General features: G+C 45.6%; 25 protein-coding genes. 3 read left to right on the top strand and 22 right to left on the bottom strand.

Annotation, left to right across the window (positions count from 1 at the left end):
* The first annotated feature begins 250 nt into the window (after window positions 1-250).
* Window positions 251-790 carry a flavodoxin family protein gene (locus tag K6G33_RS12095; RefSeq protein ID WP_296779830.1) on the top strand — a complete coding sequence of 180 codons (540 nt, stop codon included), beginning with the start codon at window positions 251-253 and terminating at the stop codon, window positions 788-790.
* 58 nt (window positions 791-848) lie between these two features.
* Here the strand turns inward: K6G33_RS12095 and fba are convergent, their stop codons facing one another.
* Window positions 849-1712 carry a class II fructose-1,6-bisphosphate aldolase gene (gene fba / locus K6G33_RS12090; protein WP_296779828.1) on the bottom strand — a complete coding sequence of 288 codons (864 nt, stop codon included), beginning with the start codon at window positions 1710-1712 and terminating at the stop codon, window positions 849-851.
* A 166-nt stretch (window positions 1713-1878) separates the two neighbouring features.
* Window positions 1879-2262, bottom strand: coding sequence for a hypothetical protein (locus tag K6G33_RS12085; RefSeq protein WP_296779825.1), 384 nt, complete (start codon window positions 2260-2262; stop codon window positions 1879-1881).
* 109 nt (window positions 2263-2371) lie between these two features.
* Between K6G33_RS12085 and K6G33_RS12080 the strand changes: the two genes are divergently transcribed.
* Entirely contained in the window at window positions 2372-2593 is a 222-nt protein-coding gene (locus K6G33_RS12080; protein ID WP_296779823.1) for a helix-turn-helix transcriptional regulator, read from the top strand.
* Between the two features lie 131 nt (window positions 2594-2724).
* Here K6G33_RS12080 and K6G33_RS12075 read toward each other — a convergent pair whose 3' ends face one another.
* The 8 genes from K6G33_RS12075 to K6G33_RS12040 form a co-directional block, all read right to left on the bottom strand.
* On the bottom strand, window positions 2725-2922 hold the full coding sequence (locus K6G33_RS12075) for a (2Fe-2S)-binding protein (RefSeq protein ID WP_296779820.1): 198 nt from the start codon (window positions 2920-2922) through the stop codon (window positions 2725-2727).
* A gap of 56 nt (window positions 2923-2978) precedes the next feature.
* Window positions 2979-4325, bottom strand: coding sequence for a UDP-N-acetylmuramoyl-L-alanine--D-glutamate ligase (murD, locus tag K6G33_RS12070; protein WP_296779817.1), 1347 nt, complete (start codon window positions 4323-4325; stop codon window positions 2979-2981).
* Entirely contained in the window at window positions 4322-5704 is a 1383-nt protein-coding gene (locus K6G33_RS12065; RefSeq protein ID WP_296779815.1) for a hypothetical protein, read from the bottom strand. The genes murD and K6G33_RS12065 overlap by 4 nt, the downstream gene beginning before the upstream one ends.
* Window positions 5705-5724: 20 nt before the next feature.
* Complete coding sequence (locus tag K6G33_RS12060) at window positions 5725-6105, bottom strand: metal-dependent transcriptional regulator (RefSeq protein WP_296779812.1); 381 nt, start codon at window positions 6103-6105, stop codon at window positions 5725-5727.
* 119 nt (window positions 6106-6224) lie between these two features.
* Window positions 6225-8285 (bottom strand): N-6 DNA methylase, encoded by a 2061-nt coding sequence (locus K6G33_RS12055; RefSeq protein WP_296779810.1) that lies wholly within the window; start codon window positions 8283-8285, stop codon window positions 6225-6227.
* A 52-nt stretch (window positions 8286-8337) separates the two neighbouring features.
* Window positions 8338-8838, bottom strand: a complete 501-nt coding sequence (locus tag K6G33_RS12050; protein ID WP_296779808.1) for a GNAT family N-acetyltransferase — start codon at window positions 8836-8838, stop codon at window positions 8338-8340.
* A 9-nt stretch (window positions 8839-8847) separates the two neighbouring features.
* Entirely contained in the window at window positions 8848-10371 is a 1524-nt protein-coding gene (gene xylB / locus K6G33_RS12045) for a xylulokinase (RefSeq protein ID WP_173449056.1), read from the bottom strand.
* 220 nt (window positions 10372-10591) lie between these two features.
* Window positions 10592-11890 (bottom strand): hypothetical protein, encoded by a 1299-nt coding sequence (locus K6G33_RS12040; RefSeq protein ID WP_296779804.1) that lies wholly within the window; start codon window positions 11888-11890, stop codon window positions 10592-10594.
* A gap of 182 nt (window positions 11891-12072) precedes the next feature.
* Here K6G33_RS12040 and K6G33_RS12035 point away from each other — a divergent pair, with 182 nt between their 5' ends.
* Window positions 12073-12579 carry a VanZ family protein gene (locus K6G33_RS12035; RefSeq protein ID WP_296779802.1) on the top strand — a complete coding sequence of 169 codons (507 nt, stop codon included), beginning with the start codon at window positions 12073-12075 and terminating at the stop codon, window positions 12577-12579.
* 30 nt (window positions 12580-12609) lie between these two features.
* Here the strand turns inward: K6G33_RS12035 and K6G33_RS12030 are convergent, their stop codons facing one another.
* From K6G33_RS12030 to K6G33_RS11975, 12 genes are all read right to left on the bottom strand, one after another.
* Entirely contained in the window at window positions 12610-13830 is a 1221-nt protein-coding gene (locus tag K6G33_RS12030) for a MarR family winged helix-turn-helix transcriptional regulator (protein WP_296779800.1), read from the bottom strand.
* Window positions 13831-14066: 236 nt separating this feature from the next.
* Complete coding sequence (locus K6G33_RS12025; protein WP_296779797.1) at window positions 14067-14996, bottom strand: AEC family transporter; 930 nt, start codon at window positions 14994-14996, stop codon at window positions 14067-14069.
* Window positions 14997-15251: 255 nt separating this feature from the next.
* A complete protein-coding gene (locus K6G33_RS12020; RefSeq protein WP_296779796.1) occupies window positions 15252-16118 on the bottom strand; it encodes a hypothetical protein in 867 nt (288 codons plus the stop codon).
* A 168-nt stretch (window positions 16119-16286) separates the two neighbouring features.
* Window positions 16287-16760 carry a hypothetical protein gene (locus K6G33_RS12015; protein ID WP_296779793.1) on the bottom strand — a complete coding sequence of 158 codons (474 nt, stop codon included), beginning with the start codon at window positions 16758-16760 and terminating at the stop codon, window positions 16287-16289.
* 156 nt (window positions 16761-16916) lie between these two features.
* The gene (locus K6G33_RS12010) at window positions 16917-17333 is read right to left on the bottom strand and encodes a Fur family transcriptional regulator (RefSeq protein ID WP_296779792.1); all 417 of its coding nucleotides are present in this window, start codon (window positions 17331-17333) and stop codon (window positions 16917-16919) included.
* Window positions 17334-17345: 12 nt separating this feature from the next.
* Complete coding sequence (locus tag K6G33_RS12005) at window positions 17346-17891, bottom strand: hypothetical protein (RefSeq protein ID WP_296779790.1); 546 nt, start codon at window positions 17889-17891, stop codon at window positions 17346-17348.
* A 32-nt stretch (window positions 17892-17923) separates the two neighbouring features.
* Window positions 17924-18568: a DUF2225 domain-containing protein gene (locus K6G33_RS12000; protein ID WP_296779788.1), complete on the bottom strand. Its 645-nt coding sequence runs from the start codon at window positions 18566-18568 to the stop codon at window positions 17924-17926.
* A gap of 12 nt (window positions 18569-18580) precedes the next feature.
* Window positions 18581-20857, bottom strand: coding sequence for a Tex family protein (locus K6G33_RS11995; RefSeq protein WP_296779787.1), 2277 nt, complete (start codon window positions 20855-20857; stop codon window positions 18581-18583).
* A 63-nt stretch (window positions 20858-20920) separates the two neighbouring features.
* The gene (locus tag K6G33_RS11990; protein WP_296779784.1) at window positions 20921-21928 is read right to left on the bottom strand and encodes an alpha/beta fold hydrolase; all 1008 of its coding nucleotides are present in this window, start codon (window positions 21926-21928) and stop codon (window positions 20921-20923) included.
* A gap of 130 nt (window positions 21929-22058) precedes the next feature.
* Entirely contained in the window at window positions 22059-22457 is a 399-nt protein-coding gene (locus K6G33_RS11985; RefSeq protein ID WP_296779782.1) for an MmcQ/YjbR family DNA-binding protein, read from the bottom strand.
* A 3-nt stretch (window positions 22458-22460) separates the two neighbouring features.
* Window positions 22461-23027, bottom strand: coding sequence for a PolC-type DNA polymerase III (locus K6G33_RS11980; RefSeq protein ID WP_296779779.1), 567 nt, complete (start codon window positions 23025-23027; stop codon window positions 22461-22463).
* A 204-nt stretch (window positions 23028-23231) separates the two neighbouring features.
* Entirely contained in the window at window positions 23232-24848 is a 1617-nt protein-coding gene (locus K6G33_RS11975; RefSeq protein WP_296779777.1) for a carbohydrate binding domain-containing protein, read from the bottom strand.
* Window positions 24849-25165 lie beyond the last annotated feature (317 nt).

Here is a 25165-nt window from a genome sequence, read left to right as displayed (position 1 = left end):
GGCAGAGTCCAGAGACAGCGTCTCTGGTCGCTGTTCCCAGCTTTTAAAGAACAGCGAAATTATACGAAGGCGCATCGCAAAGGGTGAATTCAAAAACAGTCCAGTGGACTGTTTTTGAAGAGGGAACGCCTTGCAAGAGAAGGCGTTCCCTATATTTGCCTATATTTCTTTATTTGCATCACCGTTACATATTGACTTATGTACGATAATATGATATACTCAGTTTTAATATTAAACGGAGGTATTCATTATGAACGCACTTATCATTAATTGCAGCCCCGTCAGAAACGGCGCTACCGCAGAAATAGTCCGCATTATTTCAGAACAGCTTTCACACAGACACAACACCAAAAGCATTTGTATTGACGATTATACTTTCAGCTTCTGCAAAGGGTGCAGGAGCTGTCACAAGACTGCAAAATGTGTTCAGAATGATGGCTTTTCCGATATAATAGACGAGTTTGAAAACGCAGATATTATCGTAGCTGTTGCGCCCTCCTACTGGGCAGATGTGCCTGCGCAATTCAAGGCGTTCATCGACAGGTGTACTCCATGGTGTAATACACATGAGCCCCACGCCAAGCTCAGCAGCGGCAAAAAGGGCTACGCTGTAGCTCTGCGGACAGGTCCGAATATGAAGGAATGTAAAAAAATAATCGGCACTATCGAGTACTTCTACGGTCATATGGAAATAGAGTGCTGCGGTCATTTGGGACTTTGCTCCATAGAATACAGGAATGACGTAGAACCCAGAAAATCGGAAATAATCGACTTCTGCAAGAATATATGATACAAAAAAGCCTGAGAACAATGAGTTCTCAGGCTTTATTCTTATGGAAATATTATACTCAAGCCTTGTTAACGCTTCCGAAGAGCTCCATCTTCTCCTTAACCTTAGCCTTGATAGCCTCAAAACCAGGAGCGAGAAGCTTTCTTGGGTCAAATCCCTTGCCCTGCTTGTCCTTACCAGCCTCAACATAGCCTCTTGTAGCCTCTGCGAATACGAGCTGGCACTCTGTATTTACGTTGATCTTAGCAACGCCGAGTGAGATAGCCTTTGTGATCATATCGTCAGGGATACCTGTACCGCCGTGGAGTACGAGTGGCATATCACCAACAGTCTTGTTGATAGCCTCAAGAGTCTCAAAGCTGAGACCTTCCCAGTTTGCAGGATATACACCGTGAATGTTACCGATACCAGCTGCGAGGAAATCAACGCCGAGATCAGCGATCATCTTACACTCAGCAGGATCAGCGCACTCGCCCTTACCGATAACGCCGTCTTCTTCACCGCCGATAGCACCTACCTCAGCCTCGATAGAAAGACCAAGATTGTGAGCAGCATTTACGAGCTCAGTTGTCTTAGCAACGTTCTCATCGATCGGGAAGTGTGAACCGTCGAACATGATTGAAGTGAAGCCAGCCTTGATGCACTTGTAGCAAGCACCATATGAGCCGTGATCGAGGTGAAGTGCAACAGGAACTGTGATTCCGAGAGACTTGTCCATAGCTGCAACCATAGCTGCAACAGTCTCGAAACCTGTCATATACTTGCCTGCGCCCTCTGAAACACCGAGGATAACAGGTGAATTGCACTCCTGTGCTGTGAGAAGGATAGCCTTTGTCCACTCAAGGTTGTTGATATTGAACTGACCTACTGCGTATTTGCCTGCTCTTGCTTTCTGGAGCATTTCTGTAGCTGAAGTTAACATAAATATAATTCCTCCTGAGAATTCATTTACGGGGCAATGACCCCATCGTTAATATTATATCATAGCTTGCTGTGAATTGCAAGAGTTTAATAAAAATTTAGCAATAATAGCTTATGCGCAATTTTAGCTGTTGCCTGTAGGGACGGATATCATACGCCCCTTCAAATCAATATCCTAATTTTAGCCTTGTAATCTGATCTTCTAAATCCCTTATATTTCTCTTGATTTCTCTTAATAGTTTTCTTAATGATTCTTCATCTGGATTATTCCCTTTAGCCAATTGAGATTCTATCATATCTTGACGCCATTTTTGATTCTTTATATCGTGCTCTAAATCAATTATTTTATCCGAAATTCCATTTGATGATGTATATGTATCGTTATAATATGTATTTTCATTAGCATATGGCGATTGTTGAAGAAGTCTGTCAGCTTCGCCTATTCTTCCATGTTCGTAGTGAATACAGCGTAGTTCAGCCATGCCTTTTTCGTATCCACGTCCTGTTTCTGCGATAAGTTTATCGCGTTTATAATCTTCTGATGTATACATTTATAACCACCTCCAAGAATATTATATATCCATTCGGATATAATGTCAATATAATTATGTAGATTTATGATAGAATTTTATTTGTAAGATAATTTAGGGTGGTGTTTTTGTGTACTATTTACAACGGCTGAAAGATCTGCGCGAGGATAAAGACCTCCAGCAGAGCGATATTGCAAAGCTGCTCAATACTACACAGCCACAGTATTCACGTTACGAGACAGGCGAGCGCGAACTCCCTATCCGTCACCTTGTAACACTTGCTGATTTTTACGGTGTTTCCGCCGATTATATCCTCGGACGCACAAACGATAAAAAACTGCATATAAAGTAAAACGGGACTTGTAGTTATACAGTCCCGATTTTTTATGTAAAGAATTGGGCGGATAATATCCGCCCCTACAATTTGGGTTAAATGTGAAAAATGGGCGGCAAAATGCCGCCCCTACATAGCTGTTGACAAATTCATGCCATCATTATTTCTGATATAACTTTCATTATATCATCGTGACAGCCGCCGCAGCCTGTCGAGCAGTGTGTAGCTTCCTGCACCTTGTCAAACAATGCAACAACGTCTGTGAGCTGTTCATTATTATGGAGAGCGTCCTCAACATCAGCGTAAGAAACTCCCATACAATGACAGATCTCAAAGTTTTCTTTCATATTTCTCACCTCGTTCCCCTTATTACAATAATAATGGTCCCCCAACCGTCAGACACTTATTTAAGCTCCGCAACAAGCTTTTTGAATGCGTCGCCGCGCTCCTCAAAATTCTTGAATATTCCGTAACTTGCAGCCGCAGGCGACATTACGCAGCTCTTACCCTCAGGAGTTATCTCCGCAGCAAGCTTCACTGCGTCTTCAAGGTGGTCTGCATAGTGAATTCGGTCTTTATTGCTGAAGCTGCCGCTTGACTGTATCATATCATACACGCGCTTGCCCGATGCTTCCATACAAATGCCCTTTACGTCAAAGTCTGCGAGGAAGTCCACAAGCGGCTGATAGTCGATACCTCTGTCCATACCGCCTATGAGGATAGTTCCCACATTCGGTACGCTCTTCAGCGCGGATATCGCAGTCGCGCAGGCTGTAGAGATAGAATCGTCATACCAGCGTATACCGCGGACTGTGTCCACATATTCGAGGCGGTGTGCCAGCGGATCAAATGTGCAAAGAGCCTTCGTGAAGGCTTCTTCGCCTATCATAATGCTCGTAAGACCGTAAGCGATAGCTATATTGTAATGGTTGTGAGTTCCCAGAAGCTTTATACTGTCAACAGGTATCACATAGGAATCGCCGTCTGCGTCCATTATTTTGCCGTTCGATACAAATACATCAGCATTCTCGTCAGTATCGGATACTGTAATGACAATAGACGGCATATCATCGGTCCTTAAATCTTCATTGCACCAGAGAACGTCAAAGGGCTGCTGATGCAGATATATGTTCTTCTTTGCGTTGTAGTAGTTCTCCATTGTGCCGTAGTGGTCAAGATGCTCCTCGTAGAGATTGAGGAAAACGGCGTATTTCGGAGAAACTGTCATATACTCAAGCTGGTGGCAAGAAAGCTCACAGACCACAACGGTCTCATCGCCCATGCCCTCGGCTATATCAAACACAGGTATGCCGATATTTCCTGCGATACGGCAGTCAACTCCGCTCTCCTTCAGCACATGATATATGAGCGAAGTCACAGTGCTCTTGCCCTTAGTTCCTGTGATACCGATTATCTGCTCGCGGTACACCTCGAAGAACACCTGTGTTTCACAGGTTATCTGACATTTAAGTTCCGAGAGCTTCTTTTCGAGAACGATACCCGGACTTTTGAATACCATATCGAAACTGTCAAGGCACTCTTGATAGTCCTTGCCGCATATAAGCTCCACATCTTCGGAAAGACCGTTAGCCTCGCGGTCTACAGGATTCAGGTCGGCTATAGCTACAAACTTTGGCGAGCAATACTTCTCCAGTATCTTGTATGTGGACTTTCCTTCTCTTCCGAAGCCGAGTATACATATTTTCTTTCCCTCAGTGTAGTTTTTTACATATTCACAGAACTTGTTCAAAGCAGACGCTCCATTTCCTTTTTCAGTATTTTCTTGAATTCGGCGGGCAGCAGATTCTGCTCGTTGAATGATCCGCAGCACTCATCATTGAGACTGTCAATGGTCTCAGGGTGATAAAGTCCGCGATTCTTGTATTCCTCAAACAGCAGCGGCAGTTCTTCGCCGTTCCGTTCAAGCTTGCGTATTGCCAGTGACACGGCTAAATTGACCTCGTCGATACTTCCGACGCACTCAAAGGGCTTGTGCTCCGACTGTCCGATAAGCTCGATGAAGTACTCCTTCATATTCGGCTCATTGAGCATATCCCTGCCGAAAATATCATTCAGCTCGCTGAGGCTGAGGAACGGCGAGAGAATAAGGCTCACGAACAGGCACTTAGGGCACTCTCCGCACCATATATCGGGAGAAACCTTGCTACCCAGATTGCAGCTTCTGAACACGGGAAGGTACTTCCTGTGTGATACGAACATCTTTGCTATCTGGAACTCGGCCAGCGGACGCAGGAAGCTGAAATAATACTGTCCTGTATGGAGATACTTCTCCTCATAGCTGTGGAAATCCTGCTCGAACTCGAAGCTCTTGGAGTACTGATGGTTGACCTCCTGCCCCACAACAGTGCTCTCGTTGGCACTGGACTCATTGGAGAGGACGATATACTTCAGACCGTTGATATACGCTGTGATCTCTGCCGAAAAGGCAACTATGGAAGAAAACGGCGTATGACCGTTTATGAAGCCTTTATTGTTGAGCTCGATCAGTGAGCGGTCAAAATGACGCTGAGATATTATCAGCGCCTCCTCGGGAAGTCCTGCTGTTGTGACCGTATCAATTATGGAATGTCGCTTATTTATAGAGTAGCAGCGGCACTCCATGCCTGCATTGACAAGGGTCTCCAGCGTAAGAGCCGAGTCCTTTCCGCCGCCGATAGGAACAAGGCAGCCCTTTGGCTGACGAACTGTCTCGGAAAGAGCGCTGTCAAAGCTGCCTGTTGCAGTTATATTCACAAATGTATCACGGTCTGCGTTTATACCGTTCACGAAGAAAAGCTCGCCAAGTCCCATGAACCATAGCTTCTTCCACCACTGTATCTGTTCATCGTCAAGCTCTCCGCATTCAACGCGGAACTCAGGAGAACAGGCAGCCTTCCAGTAGCTTACTGCCTCAGCCATGCCAAGAGAAAAAGCCATTCTTTCAAAGGTTAGATCTCCCTTTGCTGTAAAGCCCGCAGGCTTCTTAAAGGTCCAGCCCGGCTCGAACTTCGCAAGATCGGGGAACTCGAAAACATAGCTTATCTCGATACTGTCGTCTGTTTCGGTTATCTTATAAGACCTGTATACAAAAACGGGATACTGCTCCCTGAATGATTCATATTTACCCATTATATCCTCCGAAAAGGCTGTTATTTTGCCTCTTCGGCAATTTTGTCATAATACTTTCTCAAAAGCTCGAATGTCTCATCAGAGATATCGTGCTCGACCTTGCAGGCATCTTCTGCCGCAACATCACGGCTGACACCGAGATATGTGAAAAAGTCGGTGAGTACCTTATGGCGGTCATATATGCGCTCTGCAACGTCCTTTCCAACATCTGTAAGTCTGATGTGATTATCGCCGTCAACGGTTACAAGTCCCTCGTCCTTCATTTTCTTGAGGATTATGGAAACTGTGGGGCGTGAATAGCCCAGATATGAACAAATGTCTATTGCATGAACGTCAGGTTGTTTCTGTGAAAGAATGAGAATAGTTTCAAGGTAATTTTCAACTGCTTCAGTAATAGCCATACTTATTCTCCTTTATAGTTTAATCAGCCTTTTCCAAAGGCTATTTCATTATATTATATCACATTATATAAAAAAAAGCAACAGCCGCAGGAAGATATTTCCGAACTTTCCGCCAATTATCATATAAGTGGGTGCCTTCTGAAATCATATGCTGTCTCGAAGCTGTCCCAGTCATCACGGCAAAACCGTATATTCTCTCGTATAAGCTTTTCAGCCTCCGTACACTCATCAGGAATATCAGGCAGCGGCAGCCTCGCAATATCCCCCGGGTTCATGTTAAGAGTAGGATTAAGGACACGGGAAAGTTCTGATACCACGCAGCTGTTCAGCAGTCCGAGCAGCATCAGAAGCTGCTTTTCGTTCTCTGGGAATACACTCGTCCCCGCAACGTTGAACATAAAGTTTTCGTCGAAATATCGCACAGAAAATCCACCGTTGGTTATCTGCGACCAGCTTACCGACGGGTGAAAATTATAATTAAGCCCCTGCGGTCGTGAACGTAGTTTCCCGTTATTGTCGCGGAAGTTTTTTATCTCCTCGCCGTCATTCTCCCAGTTTACAACGAATTCGCGGTTGCCGTACCACCTGCGGAACTCTCCGCCCTTGTTCAGAAGATACCACTTTTTGTCAGGACTATATTTGAAAGCTGTTTTATTTTGGTCAACTTCAAACCAGCGCCGCAGGAATCGGTCGTTATCCCCTGTTATCAGTCCCTCACGGACTGCAAATACCTCACCGAGCTTCGTCCCCGAAAACGCCTGAAGAGCAGCCTTCCCAAGCCAGTACGCTGCGGGAGCTGACGGTATATCACGAAAAACATCTGCATCTGCTTCATATCTGTACGGACTTTCCTTGTCAAATGCAGCTTCAAGCACCTTCTGCCGCTGAAGCTCCATACCGCCCTTTATATCCGTAAGGCGCAGATACGTTCCCTTTGAAGAGCTTCTGCCCATGTTCGCTGTAAACGCACACAGCGGAACTGTTGCATCATCAAAGGCTGAATACTCGAAGTGTATGAGAGTCTGTACGGAGCACTCACTGTATATCCGCAGTCTCATTTTCTCATAGGACTGTAAAAACAGCCATGTGGCAGGTGTTAGAAGTCCAAGATATCCTCCTTGTTCCAGCATATCCATACATCTCGCGGCAAACACTGAAAAGATGTCTGCGCTGTAATCATTGTAGTTCTCACGCACAAAAGCCGAAAGTTCAGTGTTCATGGCAGGTTTGCCAAGGTACGGCGGATTTGTCACGACAACAGTGTATTTTCGGCTGAGGAGCTTTCTGACAACTGCTGCTTTTGAGCTGATGTCCGCTATCTGTTCGGCTTTAAGGAGCGAGCCTGCCGTATCGCTTATACCTGAAAAGTCGCAGACCTGCGGCAAAACATCTGCACCGTACTGCTGTGCCTTAAAGCGAAGTGCTGTCTCTGCCACAGCACACACCCGTTCATCAAGCTCCAGACCATACAGGTTGCAGCACAGCACCTTCTCAGCCGCAGTCTTATCCGAATATCCGCAGCTCCGATACAGCTCCATAAACACGTCAAAGGCGTAAAGCAGGATATTTCCGCTGCCCATGCACGGGTCGATAAACGTTATCTCTTCGGGACAAAGATTTGTCCTATCAGCAGTCTCCCCACCGATAATATACTCACCGTCCCCGACATCGCAGCTATGCTCACGCAGATACCTTGTAAGAGTATTCTGCACCATGTACTTTACCACCCACTCAGGTGTGAAAATCTGCGTCGCAGCAGCTATCTTATCGGAACTTAGCCTCTTGCTGTTCTTCAAACCCACTGCTATCTCATTTCTGTACGGCTCGTTATAATACTGGTGCAGCCTTCCCAACACCGATATACTGCCGAAAAAATCACGCGGCAGCCTGAGAAGCTCCGCAGCAGTTCCGCCGTCAGCTAAAAGCTGCGGCGGAACAGGCAGCTCGGACTTTAATGAAAATATCCCGCCATATATCTCTTCGAGCTGCCCGCACTTTTCTCTGAAAAGTGCGCTGCGGAGCTTCTCAGGCACGGATAGTATCCCATAAACTGCTGATACGTCAATAGAAAAGAGTGAACACAGCCGCATGAATCCGAAATATGCACATTCTTCACTGCTGTTTTTCAACAAAACGCTCCTTGCTTTAGCAGCAAACTTTTTCAGCACTGAATTATCCATGCAGTTCACCTCCTCACAATTTCCAAAGGCGGACATATGTCCGCCTTTGTTTTTATTCAATATGAAGTCTTACAAAAAGAGCCTCAAATACTATTTTTCCGTTATCACGGGAATATTGCCCTGTATACTCCTTAACAAATCCGCATTTTTCAAGCACTCTGCCGGAAGCCGCATTTTCTTTGGCATAAAAAGCCGTAAAGTCATGTGCTCCAAGTTCTTCTGATGCCCAGCCAATAAGTCCGCGGACTGCTTCCGTTGCATAGCCTTTTCGCCAGAAGCTGCGGTTAAGATTGTATCCTATCTCATACGCAGAGTCTTTCTTGCTGAATTCAAGAGTGATATCGCCTATCACCTTTTCAGCATCCTTCAGCACGATGGCATATTTGTCTTTTTCCCCGATCCATTCCGCTATCCTTTCACGCAAAGCCTCAACGCTTTCATCACAGGGATATGGCATGAATCTGTTGACTTCTGCATCAGAGCGCCATTCAAAAGCATCTTCTGCATCGCTTATGCGAAACGGACGGATAAATAGTCTTTCAGTCTCTATCATGATAAATTATCAGAGTACAGCAAGCTTTGCGTACTGAGCCTTGAGAGCAGGGTATATCTCTCTGTAGAGCTGATAATACTTCTCGTACTCAGGAACGTTCTCGGCTTTAGGAGCCTGTACCTTATCAGTCTTGATAATAGCGCTGCAAGCCTCGGATACGCTGCTGTAAATGCCTGCACCGACACTTGCCAGAATAGCAACACCGAGAGCAGGTCCTTCCTTCGATGCAACTGTCTTGACATTGCAGTTGTAAAGATCGGCAAGCATACTTCTCCACAGCGGTGATGATCCGCCGCCGCCGCAAGCCATCATATCGCTTACGTTCACGTTCATCTCGCGGAATACCTCAACACAGTCACGAAGTGAATATGTAACGCCTTCCATAACAGCACGGAGCATATCCTTTCTTGTGTGTATAGCTGAAAGTCCGAAGAATACTCCTCTTGCGTCAGGATCAAGGTGCGGAGTTCTCTCGCCCATAAGATACGGGAGATACAGAAGTCTGTTTGCTCCTACAGGAACTGTCTCAGCCTGCTTATCCATGAGGTAGTACTCGTCGACACCCATGAGCTTTGCAGTCTCCTTCTCAGCCATGCAGAAATTGTCTCTGAACCACTTGAGGGAGAGACCTGCACCCTGAGTAACGCCCATAACGTGCCATGTATTCGGAACAGCAGCACAGCAAGTGTGTACTCTGCCCTTCTTGTCGATAGATATATTAGATGTATGAGCGAAAACAACGCCCGATGTACCGATAGTTGTGAAAGCCTTGCCGTCCTCGACAACGCCTGTACCAACAGCAGCAGCAGCATTGTCTCCTGCGCCGCCGACAACGATAGTTCCCTCGCAGAGACCGAGTGTCTCAGCCATCTTCTTTGTGAGAGTACCTGTTACCTCACAGCTCTCATGCACCTTGCCCAGCCAGTTCTTGTCGATCTCAAATGCGCTGAGAAGCTCATCAGACCACTTGCGGTTAGGAACGTCAAGAAGCTGCATACCTGAAGCATCTGAAACCTCTGTTGCATACTCACCTGTAAGGATAAGTCTGAGATAGTCCTTTGGAAGAAGGATATGTGCAACTTTTGAGTATACCTCAGGCTCGTTGTTCTTTACCCAGAGTATCTTTGCAGCTGTCCAGCCTGTGAGGGCAGGGTTAGCAGTTATCTCAACGAGCTTGTCTCTGCCGACGATACGGTTCATTTCCTCGACCTCAGCAGCTGTTCTCTGGTCACACCAGATAATAGAACGGCGAAGCACATTATTATCCTTATCCAGCATTACAAGTCCGTGCATCTGTCCCGAGATGCCGATACCCTTAACGTCTTCCTTCTTAACACCGCTCTTAGCCATTACAGCCTTGATAGTCTCTACCATAGCATTTGCCCAGTCTGAAGGCTCCTGCTCAGCATAGCCGTTTTTAGGCTGATACATCGGATATTCGATAGTCTTTGAAGCGATAACGCTTCCCTTTTCATCAAAAAGAACTGTCTTGGTACCACTTGTACCGCAGTCCACACCTATTAAATATGCCATAATTTACAACTCCTTTATGAATATTTGCAGAGTGCCTGCTCTGCATCATGATCCTCTAAACACATGATATCTCATATCAGTCTGTATTGCAAGACCTTTTTTGCTCATTTTTTTACATTCTGCGCTTCTTTTGCGGACTTGCAAACCATATAATTAAACGCAAGGCGTTGTGAGCACCACTACTTACGAGAGATCTGCCCACAGCGCCGTTATATCATATTCAATTAAGAAGATCAAATGAGAAATGTCTTGAATTTACATCGTAATAATCATCTATCTCCGCAACATAGTAGCGGAATACTATTTTCTTGTCAGCTGTTATTATATCTTCACCGGGTTCAGCACCTTCCTCTGCGGGCTTATCGTGGCGCAGAGCAGAAAGTATCATAACATCTCCGCTTTCGGAAACGCCGAGGTAAGCAAGCTGCTCGTCGGTAAGGGTGTTAAGTCTGATATTGTGGTACTTCTTGACATTGAAAAGAGTGATACCCGTAGGAGCGTCAATGTGATCGGAATTATACACCTTCCACTCCTTATCGGTAAGATCCTTAAAGTAAACTCTCTTGTTTGCCTTGTCTCCGAGAGCCTCTCTCATGCGATCAGAGATATCCTTTATATAGTATCTTCCGTCAGGCTCCTTGCCGATGCCGAAGAAGTCGAGCTGTTCCTGATTCAGGCTGTCCAGCGGAACAGGGTCAACATCGGAAGCGGTAAGACCCAAAGCAAATTTACGGCTTGCAGAGAGCGTTGTGAGCATGAGCTTGTTATCATAGGTATAGCCGATATGTTCAAGCTCAGCATCGGTAATAGAAAGCTCTACCTGATCTGATATTGAGTTAAGGTAGTCTGTTATCTCTTTGCGTGACTGTGTAGTCCACTCGATAGTTACCTCGTCGTCCGAAGGTCTGTCAAGGTAAACCACTCTTTCGATATTCTTGAGGGTGAATGATACCATTTGGTAATTGACATCAGCTGTATTCGGCTCAACATAAACTGCTGTGCTTCCGTTTGAACTGTCCTCTGTATTGACGATCCTGTATCTGTATGTTCCCGACGGTGAAACACCTGTTTCGATTACCTTCTCCTTTGTAGGTGTTACAAAGAAGGACGTGAACAAAAAATATCCCAGCGCACCGAATATATACATGAGAAGTATAATAGTGGCGATCGCGGTCTTCAAGCCTTCAGATGCACCCGATAGCAGCAGTATGATTATTCCGACTATAATAATAGGAAGTATAGCTCCCCACTCGCCGAAGTACAGCAGCACCACGGGCAGCATCGCAGGAAGTATCACAAAGCTTGCTATACGTGTGAATATTTGTTTTCGCGTATACAGCATGATGATGAGGGCTGCAAGCGATACACCCGATATTGCCAGACACAGTGAAGCCCGCTGATGTACGTGGATATCGTAAAAGATTGAAAAATAAGCAAATTTAAAAACAAAATATGTGTAAACAAGACTAAGTGTCGCTACGACTCTCTTTGTCCAGACATTTGCTAAAAAACTCTTCATTATTGCCTCCGAATTATCTTGATCTATGTAAAAAGCTATGCGGCATAAAGTCACACACAATATATTATATCATTTTTATTCTCAGGTTACAAGATATTTTTGAAATTTTTCCCAAAAAAATTCCTCTTTACAAAATTGAGCAATAATTGTATAATAGAATATGTAAGAATAGGGGGAAAACAATGCAAAATAAAAGTTCAAAAATTTCAGCCTTACAGTTGATTTTTCTCGTCCTGACGATAGCTGTTATGGTGGCGATATTCGTTCTTTCGGCTGAAAATGCTGAAGAATCGTCTAAAACCAGCGGTTCAATGACCAAAGTTGCAGTCAAGATCATTGATAAGGACTACTCCAAAAGGTCGCTTTACCGACAGCATGAGATATGGAACACAGCCTCATTTATCGTGAGAAAGCTTGCGCATTTCACGATATATACCGCACTTGGATTCTGTGCTTCCATGACGGCAGGCAAAAGGAAGCTCATTTCGCTGAAAAGTCTGTGCGTCGTTGTGTTCGGCTTCCTTTATGCGCTCTCTGATGAGCTGCATCAAACCATGTCTGAGGGACGCTCCTGCGAATTCAGGGATATGATGATAGACACAGGCGGAGCTGTGCTGGGAATGATCTTTTCCTTAATAATAATGTATATCGTCATGCATATCATAAACAAGCGCAAAGAGAAAGCCTGAGAACATTAAGTTCTCAGGCTTTCTGAGTTTTTACTGCATACCGCCTCTTACATAGAAGTTATCCTGAATGATAAGAGCACAGCCGCCAAGGAAATTGTTCTTTCCGTCAAGCTTGCTGAGCACTACTCTGTCAGCGATCTCCTCGCTTACAAGACGGATCATCTCACGTTTGCAGTAGTCAAACTGCTTTTCGTTGAGCTTGAAGTTGTGAAGAACTATCTTCTTCGCAAAATGGCTTATCGAAAGGTTATTGATAAGTACAGTGTACTTAGCGATAAGGTCGTCTACAAGGTTCTTGACAGGCTCCTCGCCTCTCATAAGAGCCATGAATACATTGTCAGTATTGATAGCTGACTTGTCACCGTCTGTGAGCTCATAGAGCACAGGGGTCTTGTCCTTGGAGTATATCTCACAGAATGCGTTCATCATAGCTGTTCTTGAAAGCTCAGCCTTGACAGAACCGTTAGGATAGCCCTCGTAAGACTTACCGTTGGGGCAGACGATATATCTTTCGATAGTGGACGTATAGGATACGTAATCAGCTGAAAGCTCGTTTTTATTGATGATAGCGAGATTTACCTGATTACCGTTGTGGATAAATGCCTGATTGGTCTGATAGCCGTTCTGAGTTCTAAAATCATTGCTTGCAAGAGCCATAAGACCGATAGCATTTCCACAGTGGATCTCGAAATTGAGACCGCCTGAGAGCTTATCAATAAAGTTAGTGAAGTCAAGTACTCCGTCTTTATAGAATATCTTGAGCTTTCCCCACATTGAAGGTACTACGCCAACGCCGAGGCCGAGGATCTTATCCTTTGTAAGTGCGCTGTTCTCGACCATTTCGTTGCTGGTCTTTATAATGTAGTTGATAATATCCTTGCTTGTGGTTCTGTCGTCGATCACCATGCTTGCCTTATCGAGGACCTCTGAATTGAGGTTGGTCAGACCGATGCTTACTTCCTTTTCGTCAACAGTTGCACCCAGCGCAAATCTGCTATTTACATTGATGTCGATAAGTATCTTTCTTCTGCCCTTCTGAAGTTTCTCGGTGTTTACGGGTGCTTCTCCGATCTCAACGAGAACTCCTTCCTCGATCATTTCATTTGTGATAATCGTTACAGCAGCTCGTGTGATCTCAAGAGCGCTCGCAACGTCAACTCTTGAGATAGGGCCAGATTCTCTAATGACTCTGAGTATCTGCATACGATTTCTTCTTTTCAGATCAAGCTTACTGATTCCTCTTTTTTCCATACAACAACAACTCCATTTCTTCTTGATTAGATGTCGAACGCGAATTCCGTTTGCACAATCTACATATCCCCTGTGGACTGTTTTGCAATATGAGTCATTTGATAACTGCCTGTATAATTTTGACGTTTTATTGTAAAGTCATTCTCTATTAATGTAATTATATTATAACACAATATTATTAAATTTCAAACATTTTAGCGCAAAAATTTATAAAATCAGCATTTTTGCCAAACTTTTCAAGACATTTTTGTCAAATATTCCGTAAACTTAACAACCAGCGGCAAACTGCCTACTGATAAAATAGTACCAGCAGTAAATATTTCCGATGAATATATTGAATTCTTACCGTAACGTATACTGAGAAGGGTACACATGGCAGCAGGAGGTGCAGCAGCGGCAATAAGAATAGTCATTCTCACGATCTCGTCCACTCCGTGCAGAAGTGAAAAAGGTACTGCCAATATCAGAGGCATAACAAGCAATTTCAGAAAACATACATAGTACACCCTGATATTTTTCAGCAGCTTTGGAACATTCGTTGCCGCTATAGTAACGCCCGATACTATCATCGCAACAGGTGTATTCATATCCTTGATGTAGCCCAGTGCTGTAAGCGCAGTTTCAGGAAGCTTTACCTGTGCAAAGAAAGTGATCAGTCCAAGAAGGATCGAGATGATAGTCGGTGAATAGAACACCTTGACCACCTGTCTGAGATCTTTCTGTCCTGAGATGAGTATTACTCCATGTGTCCATACTACAAGATTAAAAACAGTTATGAATGCTGTAAGATAAAAGACGCCTTCTTCGTGATAAATGGCATTTACAAGAGGTATCCCCATAAATCCGCAGTTTGAGTATACAGAGGAAAATCGTTCTATCTCAAACTCTTTTCCTTCCTTTTTCCTTACGAATACATACGACAGCAGAACAAGCGCCGCCATTGCTCCCACAGATAACACAAACGTGAGCAGCAGGTTCTTTGCAAGCTCTGTGCGGTATTCACGCTGATAGGAAACAAATATAACTACTGGATTTACTACCTGAAGCACGAATTTTGACAGATCCTTGTTTGATGCTTCGCTTATAAGCTTTGTTTTGGCACATACCACGCCAACGCCTATCAGGATAAGCATAATGATCGTCTGATTCAATATAGTTGATGCCATAATATCCTCCGATATAATAGGATTAGACATAAAAGATATTATATCTTTTTACGTCATTCGTTTCACAGCAACCAGATAATTTTAACACATTTCCGACAAATAGTCAATATTTAATGCTGTGTAATAAAAAAATTATATACAAAAAGAGCTTCTGAAGTAATAATATTACCACTTCAGAAGCTTTTTTCGTCATTTTAGTATATGAATATTGCTATAATTTACGCTTGACAAAATGCAAACTATTAATCATTCATATCAGTCAAGCGAATTCTTTGAAGCCGGGATTATCTTCCAGCCGTCACCCTTGATCTTTACAACGCATATCTTTGTCTTGTGATACTCTGTATCGCCGTCTTCGTCCTTGCACTTGGTTTTGATCTTCATTTCATAGCCCTTTGATACCTCAATGTCATCATCAACATCGTATATCTCGCATATGCCCTCGAAGTAATCCTCAGCTCCGTCAAGCTCGGAATCATTGAGCTTTGACTTTGAAACGATCTTTGCGAACTTAGGCATTGTTTCCTTATCCTCAAGATCGTCTATAGCGTCTTCGACCTTTTCGTTGAAATCATCGACCATATCATCGAACTTGTCCTTTTTCTTGAGCTTCTTTATCACTTGTTTAGGATATGTGTATGAGTAATATGTCTTTCCGCCGCTCTTGCTTGAAGCAGCCTTTACATATTTCTTCACAGCGCTCTTTGCTCCGCCGCCGAAAAGGCACATAAGGAGCATAAGGATAAGTACAGCTACGATGCAGGCTGCGATATATACAGCATTCTTGCTGTTCTTCATATTTCCGGGAAGGTTCTCCGAGATCTCTCCTGCGAGTCCATCGACCTTCTTTGCGATATCCGCACCGCTTACCGGCTTGTTTGCGCTGTCAGCAACGTTCTCCTTAACCTCGGAAGCAGTCTCCTTAACGGTTTCCTGTACAGTCTCGGCAGCCTGTACTGCTTCGTTCTTTACCTCAGCAGCAGCTTCCTTTACACTTTCAACAGCCTGTTCAGCGCTCTGCGGTGCATTGCTGATCTCCTCAGCTGCTTTTTTCTGTGCTTCAGGACAATCACAAACTCCGCCCTCAGGTATCTGCTTTCCGCAGAATCTACAAAATGCCATATCTAAAAACCTCCATAACAATAGTTTATCAAGCTTTATTTTATCATGTTTTTGCTTAAAATGTCAAGCAAAACAGTTTACTCCCTCAGACAATCCATATTTTTTCAGCAGATTGCATAAAAACGCCGATTTTCGGGCACGATCCTTGAACGGTAAACGTATATCCGTCTATAATGTACCGCGTCTTTTAGTGCGCAGGTACGGTATTATCACTGCTGCCGCGGGAACTGCCGCTGTCGGGAGCATCATCAGCAGCTCGTTCAGGGAAAGCGATGACGACAGCGCATCTGGCTCAATGAGGTTATAATACTGCAAAAACGTCGCATTTATCAGCTTATGCCAGCGATAATAATCAAATCCGCCGCTGTTCGCCGATACATACAGTATGATCCAGCTTATAAGCGCAGGCAGAGATGCAAAAGCTCCCGCAAGTATCATTCCTGCGCTGCCCTGTTTGCCTTTCAGATCGGTATGTGCAGCTTTTACTGCATGGTCACCCAATACTGTGACAAGTATCCCTGCCGTACACACGGCACATACCGCGCGTACAGCCGTACTGCTCGAACCTGCCAGCGTCATATTTATGAACATACTCAGTATATCGGCTGCCAGAAGCCTCAGCAGCACGTTGACGACCTTCATCTTCCCTCACCTTTCATTCTGCAGCATCATGAATCAAAATCAAAATTTCGGGCATAATACCTGCGGAGGTGGTATTATGCCCGATAAACCAGAAACTGACGTTAAAATTTACATTCCGAGAGGTTCTGCCAACAGCGGCAGCACATCACAAACTCCTCAGTCTTCAGCGGAACAGTCTGAACAAACTCCGTAGAAGACTGTCTGCGAGAAGTCTATCTTGAAGCCGTGCTCGCCCTCGATATGACGGGTAAGGTCTGCAAGATGTTCACAGTCAAGATGTATCAGTTTGCCGCAGCTAAGACATTTGAGATGGAAATGGCTGCGGCACTGCTCATTATCCTCGATATACTGATAGCAGGCACAGGTCTTGCCATCGAAAGAATACTTGCGGACAATCCCCTGATCCACAAGTTTGTCCAGCTGTCTGTAGATAGTTGCAACTCCCACAGGAGTTCCCTCAGCAGATAAATACGCACTTATCTCCTGAACATTGGTATGCTTCTCTTTATTCTTTATAAGATATTCCAGAAGGTTCTCCTTCTGCTTGGTATTATAGCCGGACTCTCTTTTCATATCTTACCTCCGTCACTGTGTAATGACTTTCCAGCCCTCATCGTTCAGCTTAAAGACTATGACTGTTTCAATGGCAGTAGTCTTATTATCCTTGAGATACTCATATGTGGTCTCATAGCCTTCCTTGACATCGAGTCTGTCCTCTGTCAGTGTTGAAAGGTACGGTTCACTTAGCTCCACTAAATATTTCTTTACCCCGGCGACCTGCTTTTCGCTGAGTTCCTTTGATGTTTTTATTCCGCTGAACTCATATTTTACATCTCGTGACTTCAGCACATCGCTCTGAGATTCGTTGAAGCTCTTTACAAGCTTGTCATACTCGCCGTTTTTCTTCATAGCCTCAATGGTCTCATTCGGATACATATATGAATAAAATATCTCTCCGCCGCCTTCATACTGCATAGCCTTGAAGCATTCCTTCAGAGCGTCCTCGTATGAAGCGCTTTCCTGCTGAGTGATCTTTTCGCTCTTGATCTCCTTCTTTTTTGGCTGACAGCCTGTAAAAACACAGCCTGCTGCCGCTGCTGCAACTATAAAAGCTGCTATTCTCTTCATCATTTTTTCCTCCGAAGTATATGTTTTAGATGTATTTATTTTTTCGCAACTCTCGGTGCTTCATCTGCTCTATGGCAGGCGCTGTCCTTCTTTTCGGCAAGTGCCACCTCGAAGTTTTCAAGTGCGATGAGCAGCATGGAAGGAAGGAGCCTTCCCTTGTATTCACGGATCACGCGCTCGAAATCGCCGCTTCTTCGCATAAGTTCAGCCGCAAGAAGTATCATATCGGGATTGGCTGCGAACTCTGCCCTGTGAAGATCATATATCCTGAGAGCAGCTCTGCGGCACTCAGCTGCCTTTTTCTTGTCATTCTCGTCGTCATAGTACCACGCGGCGTACAAACAGGCTTTCACAGCCTCTTCGTAGACCTTGTTCTTCTCGCATACCAGCGACATTTTCATGAACTTTTCAGCAAGTCCGCTTCCGCCTGCTGTATTATATCTCTCGCTTTCAAGGTATCCCCTTGTGAAGCGGACAGGTATATCTATAGATGCATTGCAGTATCCGCAGTGCGGACACTCGCTGACCCAGTATTTCAGATATGAACGGTGCTCACCATTCGGTCTCATGTCAAGATCGGGAGTACTCGTATCCGGATCAAACTCTGCAATAACAGTCTGCACGGAGCTTTTTCCGCAGACTGCGCACACTATTTCTCTTTCCTCTGTTCTTAATGGCATACCACCATCTCCTTACTTCTGCTTGATACGGAAACTGCTGTTGCGTATCTGTGAAGCATCAAAGCCCTTTGGCTTGCGGTCCTCACGCTTTCTGTTGTTAGGTCTGCGCTCGGACTTCTGCTGCTTCTTCTCTTCTTCATCGTTAAGGCGCATTGTGAGCGATATACGGTTTCTCTTGAGGTCAACGTCAAGAACTCTTACCTTTACTACCTCGCCCACCTTTACTGCTTCAAGAGGGTGCTTGATGTAGCGGCTGCATATCTGAGAGATATGAACAAGACCGTCCTCATGGACACCGATATCAACAAAGCATCCGAAATCAATGATATTGCGGACTGTTCCCACAAGCTCCATACCGGGCTTCAGGTCTTTTATCTCCATAACGTCGCCGCTTCTGAGGAGTGGTGCGGGGAGCTCGTCACGAAGGTCACGTCCAGGCTTTTTGAGTTCGCCGATGATGTCGGTAAGTGTTGGGACACCAATGCCGAGATTCTTGCTTATATTATCCAGACCGATGCTTCCTGCCTTCTCTGTGATGCCATCAGCTCCGCTGCCTGCGATATCCGCAAGAGTAAATCCGCACTCACTGAGCAGTGATGCTGCTGCTTCATAGCTCTCTGGGTGAACAGCGGTATTGTCGAGAGGGTTCTTGCCGTCGCGGACTCTCAGGAAGCCTGCACACTGCTCGAAAGCCTTCTTGCCCAGCTTCGGAACTTTAAGGAGCTCCTTGCGGTCTGTGAATCTGCCGTTTTCCTCACGGTAGGTAACGATATTCTTTGCAACTGTTGCGTTGATGCCTGCGATATACGAAAGGAGCGAATGTGAAGCAGTATTCAGGTCAACTCCGACGGAGTTAACGCAGTCCTCAACAACGCCGCCGAGGGCTTCGCTCATACGTGCCTGCGGCATATCGTGCTGATACTGTCCTACACCGATAGCCTTCGGATCTATCTTTACAAGCTCAGCAAGAGGATCCTGCAAACGGCGGGCAATGGAGATAGCTCCTCTTATGGAAACGTCATACTCGGGGAATTCCTCAGCAGCCACCTTAGATGCAGAGTATACGGAAGCTCCTGCCTCGCTTACTACCATGTAGCTTACGTCCTGCGGCACTTCCTTGACTATCTCTGCGGCAAAGCTCTCTGTTTCGCGGGAAGCCGTACCGTTTCCGATAGAGATAACGTTTACGTTGTATTTCTGTATAAACTCCTTGACCTTCTTCTTTGCAGCCTCAACTGCTCCCGCAGAGCCTACAGGATAGATTATAGCTGTATCCAGCACCTTGCCTGTGCCGTCGATAACAGCTGTCTTACAGCCGTGTGCGTAACCAGGGTCAAGGCCGAGGATAACGCTGCTTTTAAGCGGAGGCTGGAGAAGCATCTGACGGAGATTTGCTGCGAATACCTTTATTGACTCCTCAGCAGCCTTTGCGCTCATCTCCGAACGTATCTCGCGCTCGATAGACGGGAATATAAGTCTCTTATAGCTGTCTGCGGCAGCTGCTCTTACGAGCTCACCGCAGGCATTGTTAGCCTTGATATATTTGCCGAAGATGACATCGGTCGCCATAGTCTCGTCAAGGGTAACGGACACCTTGAGGAAGCCCTCCTTCTCACCTCTGTCAAGGGCGAGCACACGGTGATTTGCCACCTTCGGGATAGCCTCTGCGTACTCATAGTAGTTCATATATACGCTCTCAGCCTCGGGGTCTGCTGCCTTGGATACCAGCTCGCCCTTATCGCCTGCAAGAGCACGGAGCTTCTTTCTGATATCGGCATCGTCGGAGATATCCTCAGCAATTATGTCCATAGCTCCCTGAAGAGCTGTCTGAGCGTTATTGATCTTCTTCTCCTCGTCGATGAAGGCTTCTGCTTCCTTCTCAGGCTCTGTAGAATTCTCCTGAGCCATGAGCATCACTGCAAGAGGTTCAAGGCCGTTCTCACGGGCAATGCTTGCGCGGGTACGGCGCTTTGGCTTGAACGGACGGTATATATCCTCGACCTCCACGAGAGTTACAGCTGCGCTGATAGCAGCTTCGATCTCGGGAGTCATCTTCTCCTGCTCTGTGATAGCGTTCGTTACCTCCTCCTTGCGCTTTTCCAGGTTACGGAGGTACATGAGCCTGTCATAGAGCTCACGGAGTATCTGGTCATCGAGAGAACCTGTCAGCTCCTTACGGTAACGAGCGATAAAAGGTATAGTCTTATCGTCGTCAATAAGTGCGACAGTATTGTCCACCTGCTCCTGTTTAAGTCCGAATTCCTTTGCCAGTGTCTTGTTGATATCCATAATTTATCCTTTCATGTTTACGATATAAGGACCGTCGTCGCTGCGGCGGTCCTGTAAGTCATATTATTGTTCCTGCTGAGCGCCTGCCGCTGCCGCAGCAACAGTTGGCGTAACAGTCATTGACTCGGCGCGTTCCTCATTCCAGCGGTCAAGCCACGAAAATAAGGTCTTCGCAATATCCTTGTATACATTAACGCTGTTCTTTTCCACAAGAACATCATGACGCATACCTTCAAAAAGTCGGTGAGAAATGCTCTCATAGCCGCTCTTTTCGAGCTTGCCCATCATACTCATGAACTTCTTCTCCGAGATCATTGCAGGGTCGTCCTTACCCGATATAAAGCGTATGGGCAGTGAAGGATTCTTCACCTGCCAGCCCCCTGAAGACTGAGAGCTCTTTACAAGCCACAGGAACTCCTGATAGCCGTTAAGGGTAGGTCTGAAATTACAGAGAGCGTCCTCGTTGTACGCAAGGACAACGTCTGCATCGCTGCATCTCCATGAATTAATGGGATCTTCAAAGAATTTGCCGAAGGTATCATCAATGGTATTGAAAATCTTCTCGCTCCTGAAACGGCTTCCCGGGCGCTTGGACGCAACAGAGTTTATGGCTCTTGTCACAGGCGAAAACGAACTGTAGCATATCGTTCCCAGAAGAACGAGCCCGTTGAGCTTGTCATCGTTCTCCTTCAGGAAGCACTTCGCCCCTGCCGCACCCAAGCCGCTTGCCAGCATAAATACAGGCACTTCAGGATATGCTGCCCTGATTCTTTGGTTGAGCTGTGCTATGTCACTTATAAAGCCCTCGCCGCCCTTTCTGAACATAAATCCCAGATCATCAGGCTCAACGATACTTTTTCCGTGACCGCGGTTATCGTGTATAACTGTAATGAAGCCCTGCTCGGCAAGGTAATCCATAAACGGATAATAGCGTTCCTTGTGCTCATTCATGCCGTGAACTATCTGCACGATGCCATTTATATCACCCGAAGGCACTGCGAGAACAGCTGAGATCACAAGTCCATCAAAATCAGAAGTAAATTCAAATTCCTTCAGATCAGCATTAAGCATAAAGTTCCTCCTGTCGAAAAGCGGAAAAAATAAAATTAATGTACGAATAATATTATAACACAGAATGTCCGAAAATGCAACTGTTCCTTTTCATCTGAGAGCCGAATATCTTTTCGGCAGCACTGCCGCCTCATTCAGAGGCGGCATTTTTCGCTTTCTTTTTCGTCCTGTCAACAAGCTCATGGCTCATTTCAAGGAGAGCTGTTACCTGTCCGATATCAACACTGCCGTCCAGAAGCACCGACACCCAATTGTTCTTGTTCATGTGATAAGCAGGCACTATCCCCTTCATGGCAAGCAGCGAACCTGTCATCAGGTGGCTGCATTTCACATTGATGATATCCAACTTTCCCGTATCGGGAAGTCCGATCTTTCTGCCGTCAACGTTCATGATTATGGCATACCACTTATTGTTTCCGCAGCGCAGGACTCCGCAGTCAGGTGTCCTGCTCCAGAGATATTCGGGCTTTGTGCCGAAGCGTTCCTCAGCGAACTCCAAAACAGCTTCTCTCATTTTCTTTTCAGCCATAGCTCAGTTCTCCGACTGCCTGCGCATCTCGTCGCGCAGACGCAAATAACAGGCGTTGCATATCTCGCAGTCCTTTGCAGCACGATGAGCTCCTGTGATCTCTATGCCGTAGTAAGCCGCTACAGTAGTTTGTCGGCGGTCGGGCAGCATGGTCAGAACTTTCCGTGCAAAGCGCAGAACGTCCACGAAATCATTGCTCAGGCAGATCCCGTGACAGCGCAGAAGGTTGTCATACAGGAAATTGATGTCAAAGTTGACATTGTACCCCATGAGCATATCATTCCCTGCAAAATCGTAAAAATCCTTAATAGCAGTATCTATTTCGGGAGCATCTTTCACCATATCGTTGGTGATGCCTGTAAGCTCGGTAATAAAAGGCGCTATGGCGCTGTGGGGTCTTATAAGGGTATTGAAGAAGGCAGTTTTCTCGCCGTTCCTGTAGCGCACCGCAGCTATTTCGATTATCTCGCACTCCTCTGGCGAAAGTCCCGTAGTCTCTATATCCACAACGCAGTAATCCTCGGGAAAAGCGATCCTGCTCTTTCCCTTTTTTCTCTTTATGCGTTCCACGCAAAAGCTCCTTTCAGTTATTTCCGAATACATTATAATATACCAGCCCGAAAATGTCAAATCAGCAGGCATCGTGGCGCTGCACCCTTGCCACGCTGTCGCTCGTTAACTCGCTCACCTTACCGTCATGGACGTTCGCTTTTATAAAAAAACAGCCGACTCACCCTTTCCCCATGGTTTGTCGGCTGTTGATATTATATTATATTATTCGGTAGCCTGGAATACGGCTCTTACAAATGAATAGAGAGCCGAATGGATAGAATCGTCACCGTGGTGACCGCCCTGAACTACGTGCCATACATGAGGTACGCCGTTCTTGTTGAAGTTGTTGTGATAGCCCTCAGGAGTATTCAGTCCGACAACATCGTCCTGAGTACCGCCTGTTATCATTACGAGGTGAGGTGTCTCCTCCTCGCTGTTCCACTTCCATGCGCCCGAAGCACCTGGGGCAGGACAGATAGCGCCTACGTAGCCGAACTTATCGCCGTACTTCATACCGATCTGGAGCGATTCCATACCGCCCATAGAGAAACCTGTTACAGCGGTATTGTCTCTGCCTGTAGCAACGCTGTACTTCTCCTCGATATGCGGCATAAGGCTGTCTACGATATCATCAACGAAGTTGTTATAGCCCTGTACAGAACCCGCATCGCCGAAGCCTGTAGCACTGTTCATCGTTGCACTTGTGAATATCAGCGGACAAACAACTATCATATCCTTAGCTGCGCCTTCGGCAATAGCGTTTCCGACGATCTGTCGAGTATACATTACACCGTTGCCCTTTGTTATCATACGATCCTCGTTCTCGAAGAAGCCGTGGAGAACATAGAGTACAGGATACTTCTTGCTCGGATCATAATCAGCAGGAAGAAGTATATTATAAGGCTTGTTCTTATTAGCCTTCTTTGAGTAATAATTCTCCTTCTTGATAGTTCCGTACTTGACTCCTGCCTTCTCCTGATGCGAGCTTGAAGGCTCGTTATTGACAAGAGAATCCTGAACTATCTTGGTGAGTTCCTCCATAGTGTATTTCAGCTGTCCCGGAACAATAACAGGCTCAACCACTGGGAATTCCTGTATCTTTCCTGCAACGAACTGCATGATAAGGAGAGCATCATTGAGCTCATACACACCGTTGCTGTCAGCGTCGGCAGCCTTCAGCATCTTCTTGTCGGTGATCTCGGTTATGAGACCCTTTCTTGCGAGAACGATATCCAGCGAATTAATAACGCCGTCGTAATTTATATCGCCCTTGTGCATCTGCACGGGAGCAGACGGCTCGTCGATAGCAGTGCCGCTCTTTGCGCCAACAACCTCGTCGACATAGAAGTTGCACGTAGTTTCGTCGGTCTCTACATAAAGCTGTATATCCTCTGCCCCTTCAGGGATAGTAAAGCTTGCATTCTCAAGGTGTGCCCACTTGCCTTTTTCAGCAGTCACCTCTGCTATCTTTGGATATTTTGCAGTTCCGCCGTCACTATACTGGAGAGTGAGGTAGAATGTTACAGGTGATGAAGTATCATCTGTCATAACGTATGCACTGAAAGCGTAGTCCTGCCCTGCCTTAAAGCTCGAACCGAGACCAACAGTTGCACCGTTCCATGCTGCTTCTCTGCCGCTGGTATAGAGTGATGATTCTCCCGAACGGGACGTACCTGTAACGACCTTTACGGAAGCAGAGCCTCGTCCGTTCCACTGGTCTTTTCCGTCCTCAAATGTGCTGTGGAGAAGATAGTCTGATTCAGCAGCACAGGTCGGCATTGCTGCGGCTGCTGAGAGGGATAAGACCGCAGCTGAGATTGTAGAAATTGTTTTTTTCATTTCCAATCCTCCTTCAAACAATATTATGCTCAATTTTTAACATAAATTTCATAAAATGTCAACCCAATAATTGCGAAATGTTCATATAATACTCATATTTTTCACATAAGGTACATAGTCTGCTCTGCTTTTCATAGTAAAATAGCGATATTCAGTCCCTTGAAATTCTTCCGTCAGGCATAAAAAAACAGCTCCTGACGGTACATTCCGAAAGGAGCCTTATTGATTTCTTATCATTTTTTTATGGTAAACTTTCCGAACACACTGTCAGAAGCTTCAATGATCTCGGGTTTGACCTTCTTTTGCAGGATATCCCA

The organism is Ruminococcus sp. (genome assembly GCF_024691275.1).
In the GTDB taxonomy this organism is placed as follows: domain Bacteria; phylum Bacillota; class Clostridia; order Oscillospirales; family Ruminococcaceae; genus Ruminococcus.
The sequence above is the reverse complement of the archived record's forward strand: the minus strand, read 5'-3'. Positions and strand labels throughout refer to the sequence as shown.

Coding starts and splice junctions, on each gene's coding strand:
- K6G33_RS12015 (WP_296779793.1), bottom strand. CDS start 16,760: ATGAAGGTCGTCAACGTGCTGCTGAGGCTTCTGGCAGCCGATATACTG.
- K6G33_RS12065 (WP_296779815.1), bottom strand. CDS start 5,704: ATGGGTAAATATGAATCATTCAGGGAGCAGTATCCCGTTTTTGTATAC.
- K6G33_RS12040 (WP_296779804.1), bottom strand. CDS start 11,890: ATGAAGAGTTTTTTAGCAAATGTCTGGACAAAGAGAGTCGTAGCGACA.
- K6G33_RS12020 (WP_296779796.1), bottom strand. CDS start 16,118: ATGGCATTTTGTAGATTCTGCGGAAAGCAGATACCTGAGGGCGGAGTT.
- K6G33_RS12095 (WP_296779830.1), top strand. CDS start 251: ATGAACGCACTTATCATTAATTGCAGCCCCGTCAGAAACGGCGCTACC.
- K6G33_RS11995 (WP_296779787.1), bottom strand. CDS start 20,857: ATGGATATCAACAAGACACTGGCAAAGGAATTCGGACTTAAACAGGAG.
- K6G33_RS11985 (WP_296779782.1), bottom strand. CDS start 22,457: ATGGCTGAAAAGAAAATGAGAGAAGCTGTTTTGGAGTTCGCTGAGGAA.
- fba (WP_296779828.1), bottom strand. CDS start 1,712: ATGTTAACTTCAGCTACAGAAATGCTCCAGAAAGCAAGAGCAGGCAAA.
- K6G33_RS12025 (WP_296779797.1), bottom strand. CDS start 14,996: ATGGCATCAACTATATTGAATCAGACGATCATTATGCTTATCCTGATA.
- K6G33_RS12055 (WP_296779810.1), bottom strand. CDS start 8,285: ATGGATAATTCAGTGCTGAAAAAGTTTGCTGCTAAAGCAAGGAGCGTT.
- K6G33_RS12085 (WP_296779825.1), bottom strand. CDS start 2,262: ATGTATACATCAGAAGATTATAAACGCGATAAACTTATCGCAGAAACA.
- K6G33_RS12030 (WP_296779800.1), bottom strand. CDS start 13,830: ATGGAAAAAAGAGGAATCAGTAAGCTTGATCTGAAAAGAAGAAATCGT.
- K6G33_RS12035 (WP_296779802.1), top strand. CDS start 12,073: ATGCAAAATAAAAGTTCAAAAATTTCAGCCTTACAGTTGATTTTTCTC.
- K6G33_RS12000 (WP_296779788.1), bottom strand. CDS start 18,568: ATGCCATTAAGAACAGAGGAAAGAGAAATAGTGTGCGCAGTCTGCGGA.
- K6G33_RS11975 (WP_296779777.1), bottom strand. CDS start 24,848: ATGAAAAAAACAATTTCTACAATCTCAGCTGCGGTCTTATCCCTCTCA.
- xylB (WP_173449056.1), bottom strand. CDS start 10,371: ATGGCATATTTAATAGGTGTGGACTGCGGTACAAGTGGTACCAAGACA.
- K6G33_RS11990 (WP_296779784.1), bottom strand. CDS start 21,928: ATGCTTAATGCTGATCTGAAGGAATTTGAATTTACTTCTGATTTTGAT.
- K6G33_RS12050 (WP_296779808.1), bottom strand. CDS start 8,838: ATGATAGAGACTGAAAGACTATTTATCCGTCCGTTTCGCATAAGCGAT.
- K6G33_RS12060 (WP_296779812.1), bottom strand. CDS start 6,105: ATGGCTATTACTGAAGCAGTTGAAAATTACCTTGAAACTATTCTCATT.
- K6G33_RS12010 (WP_296779792.1), bottom strand. CDS start 17,333: ATGAAAAGAGAGTCCGGCTATAATACCAAGCAGAAGGAGAACCTTCTG.
- K6G33_RS12005 (WP_296779790.1), bottom strand. CDS start 17,891: ATGATGAAGAGAATAGCAGCTTTTATAGTTGCAGCAGCGGCAGCAGGC.
- K6G33_RS12075 (WP_296779820.1), bottom strand. CDS start 2,922: ATGAAAGAAAACTTTGAGATCTGTCATTGTATGGGAGTTTCTTACGCT.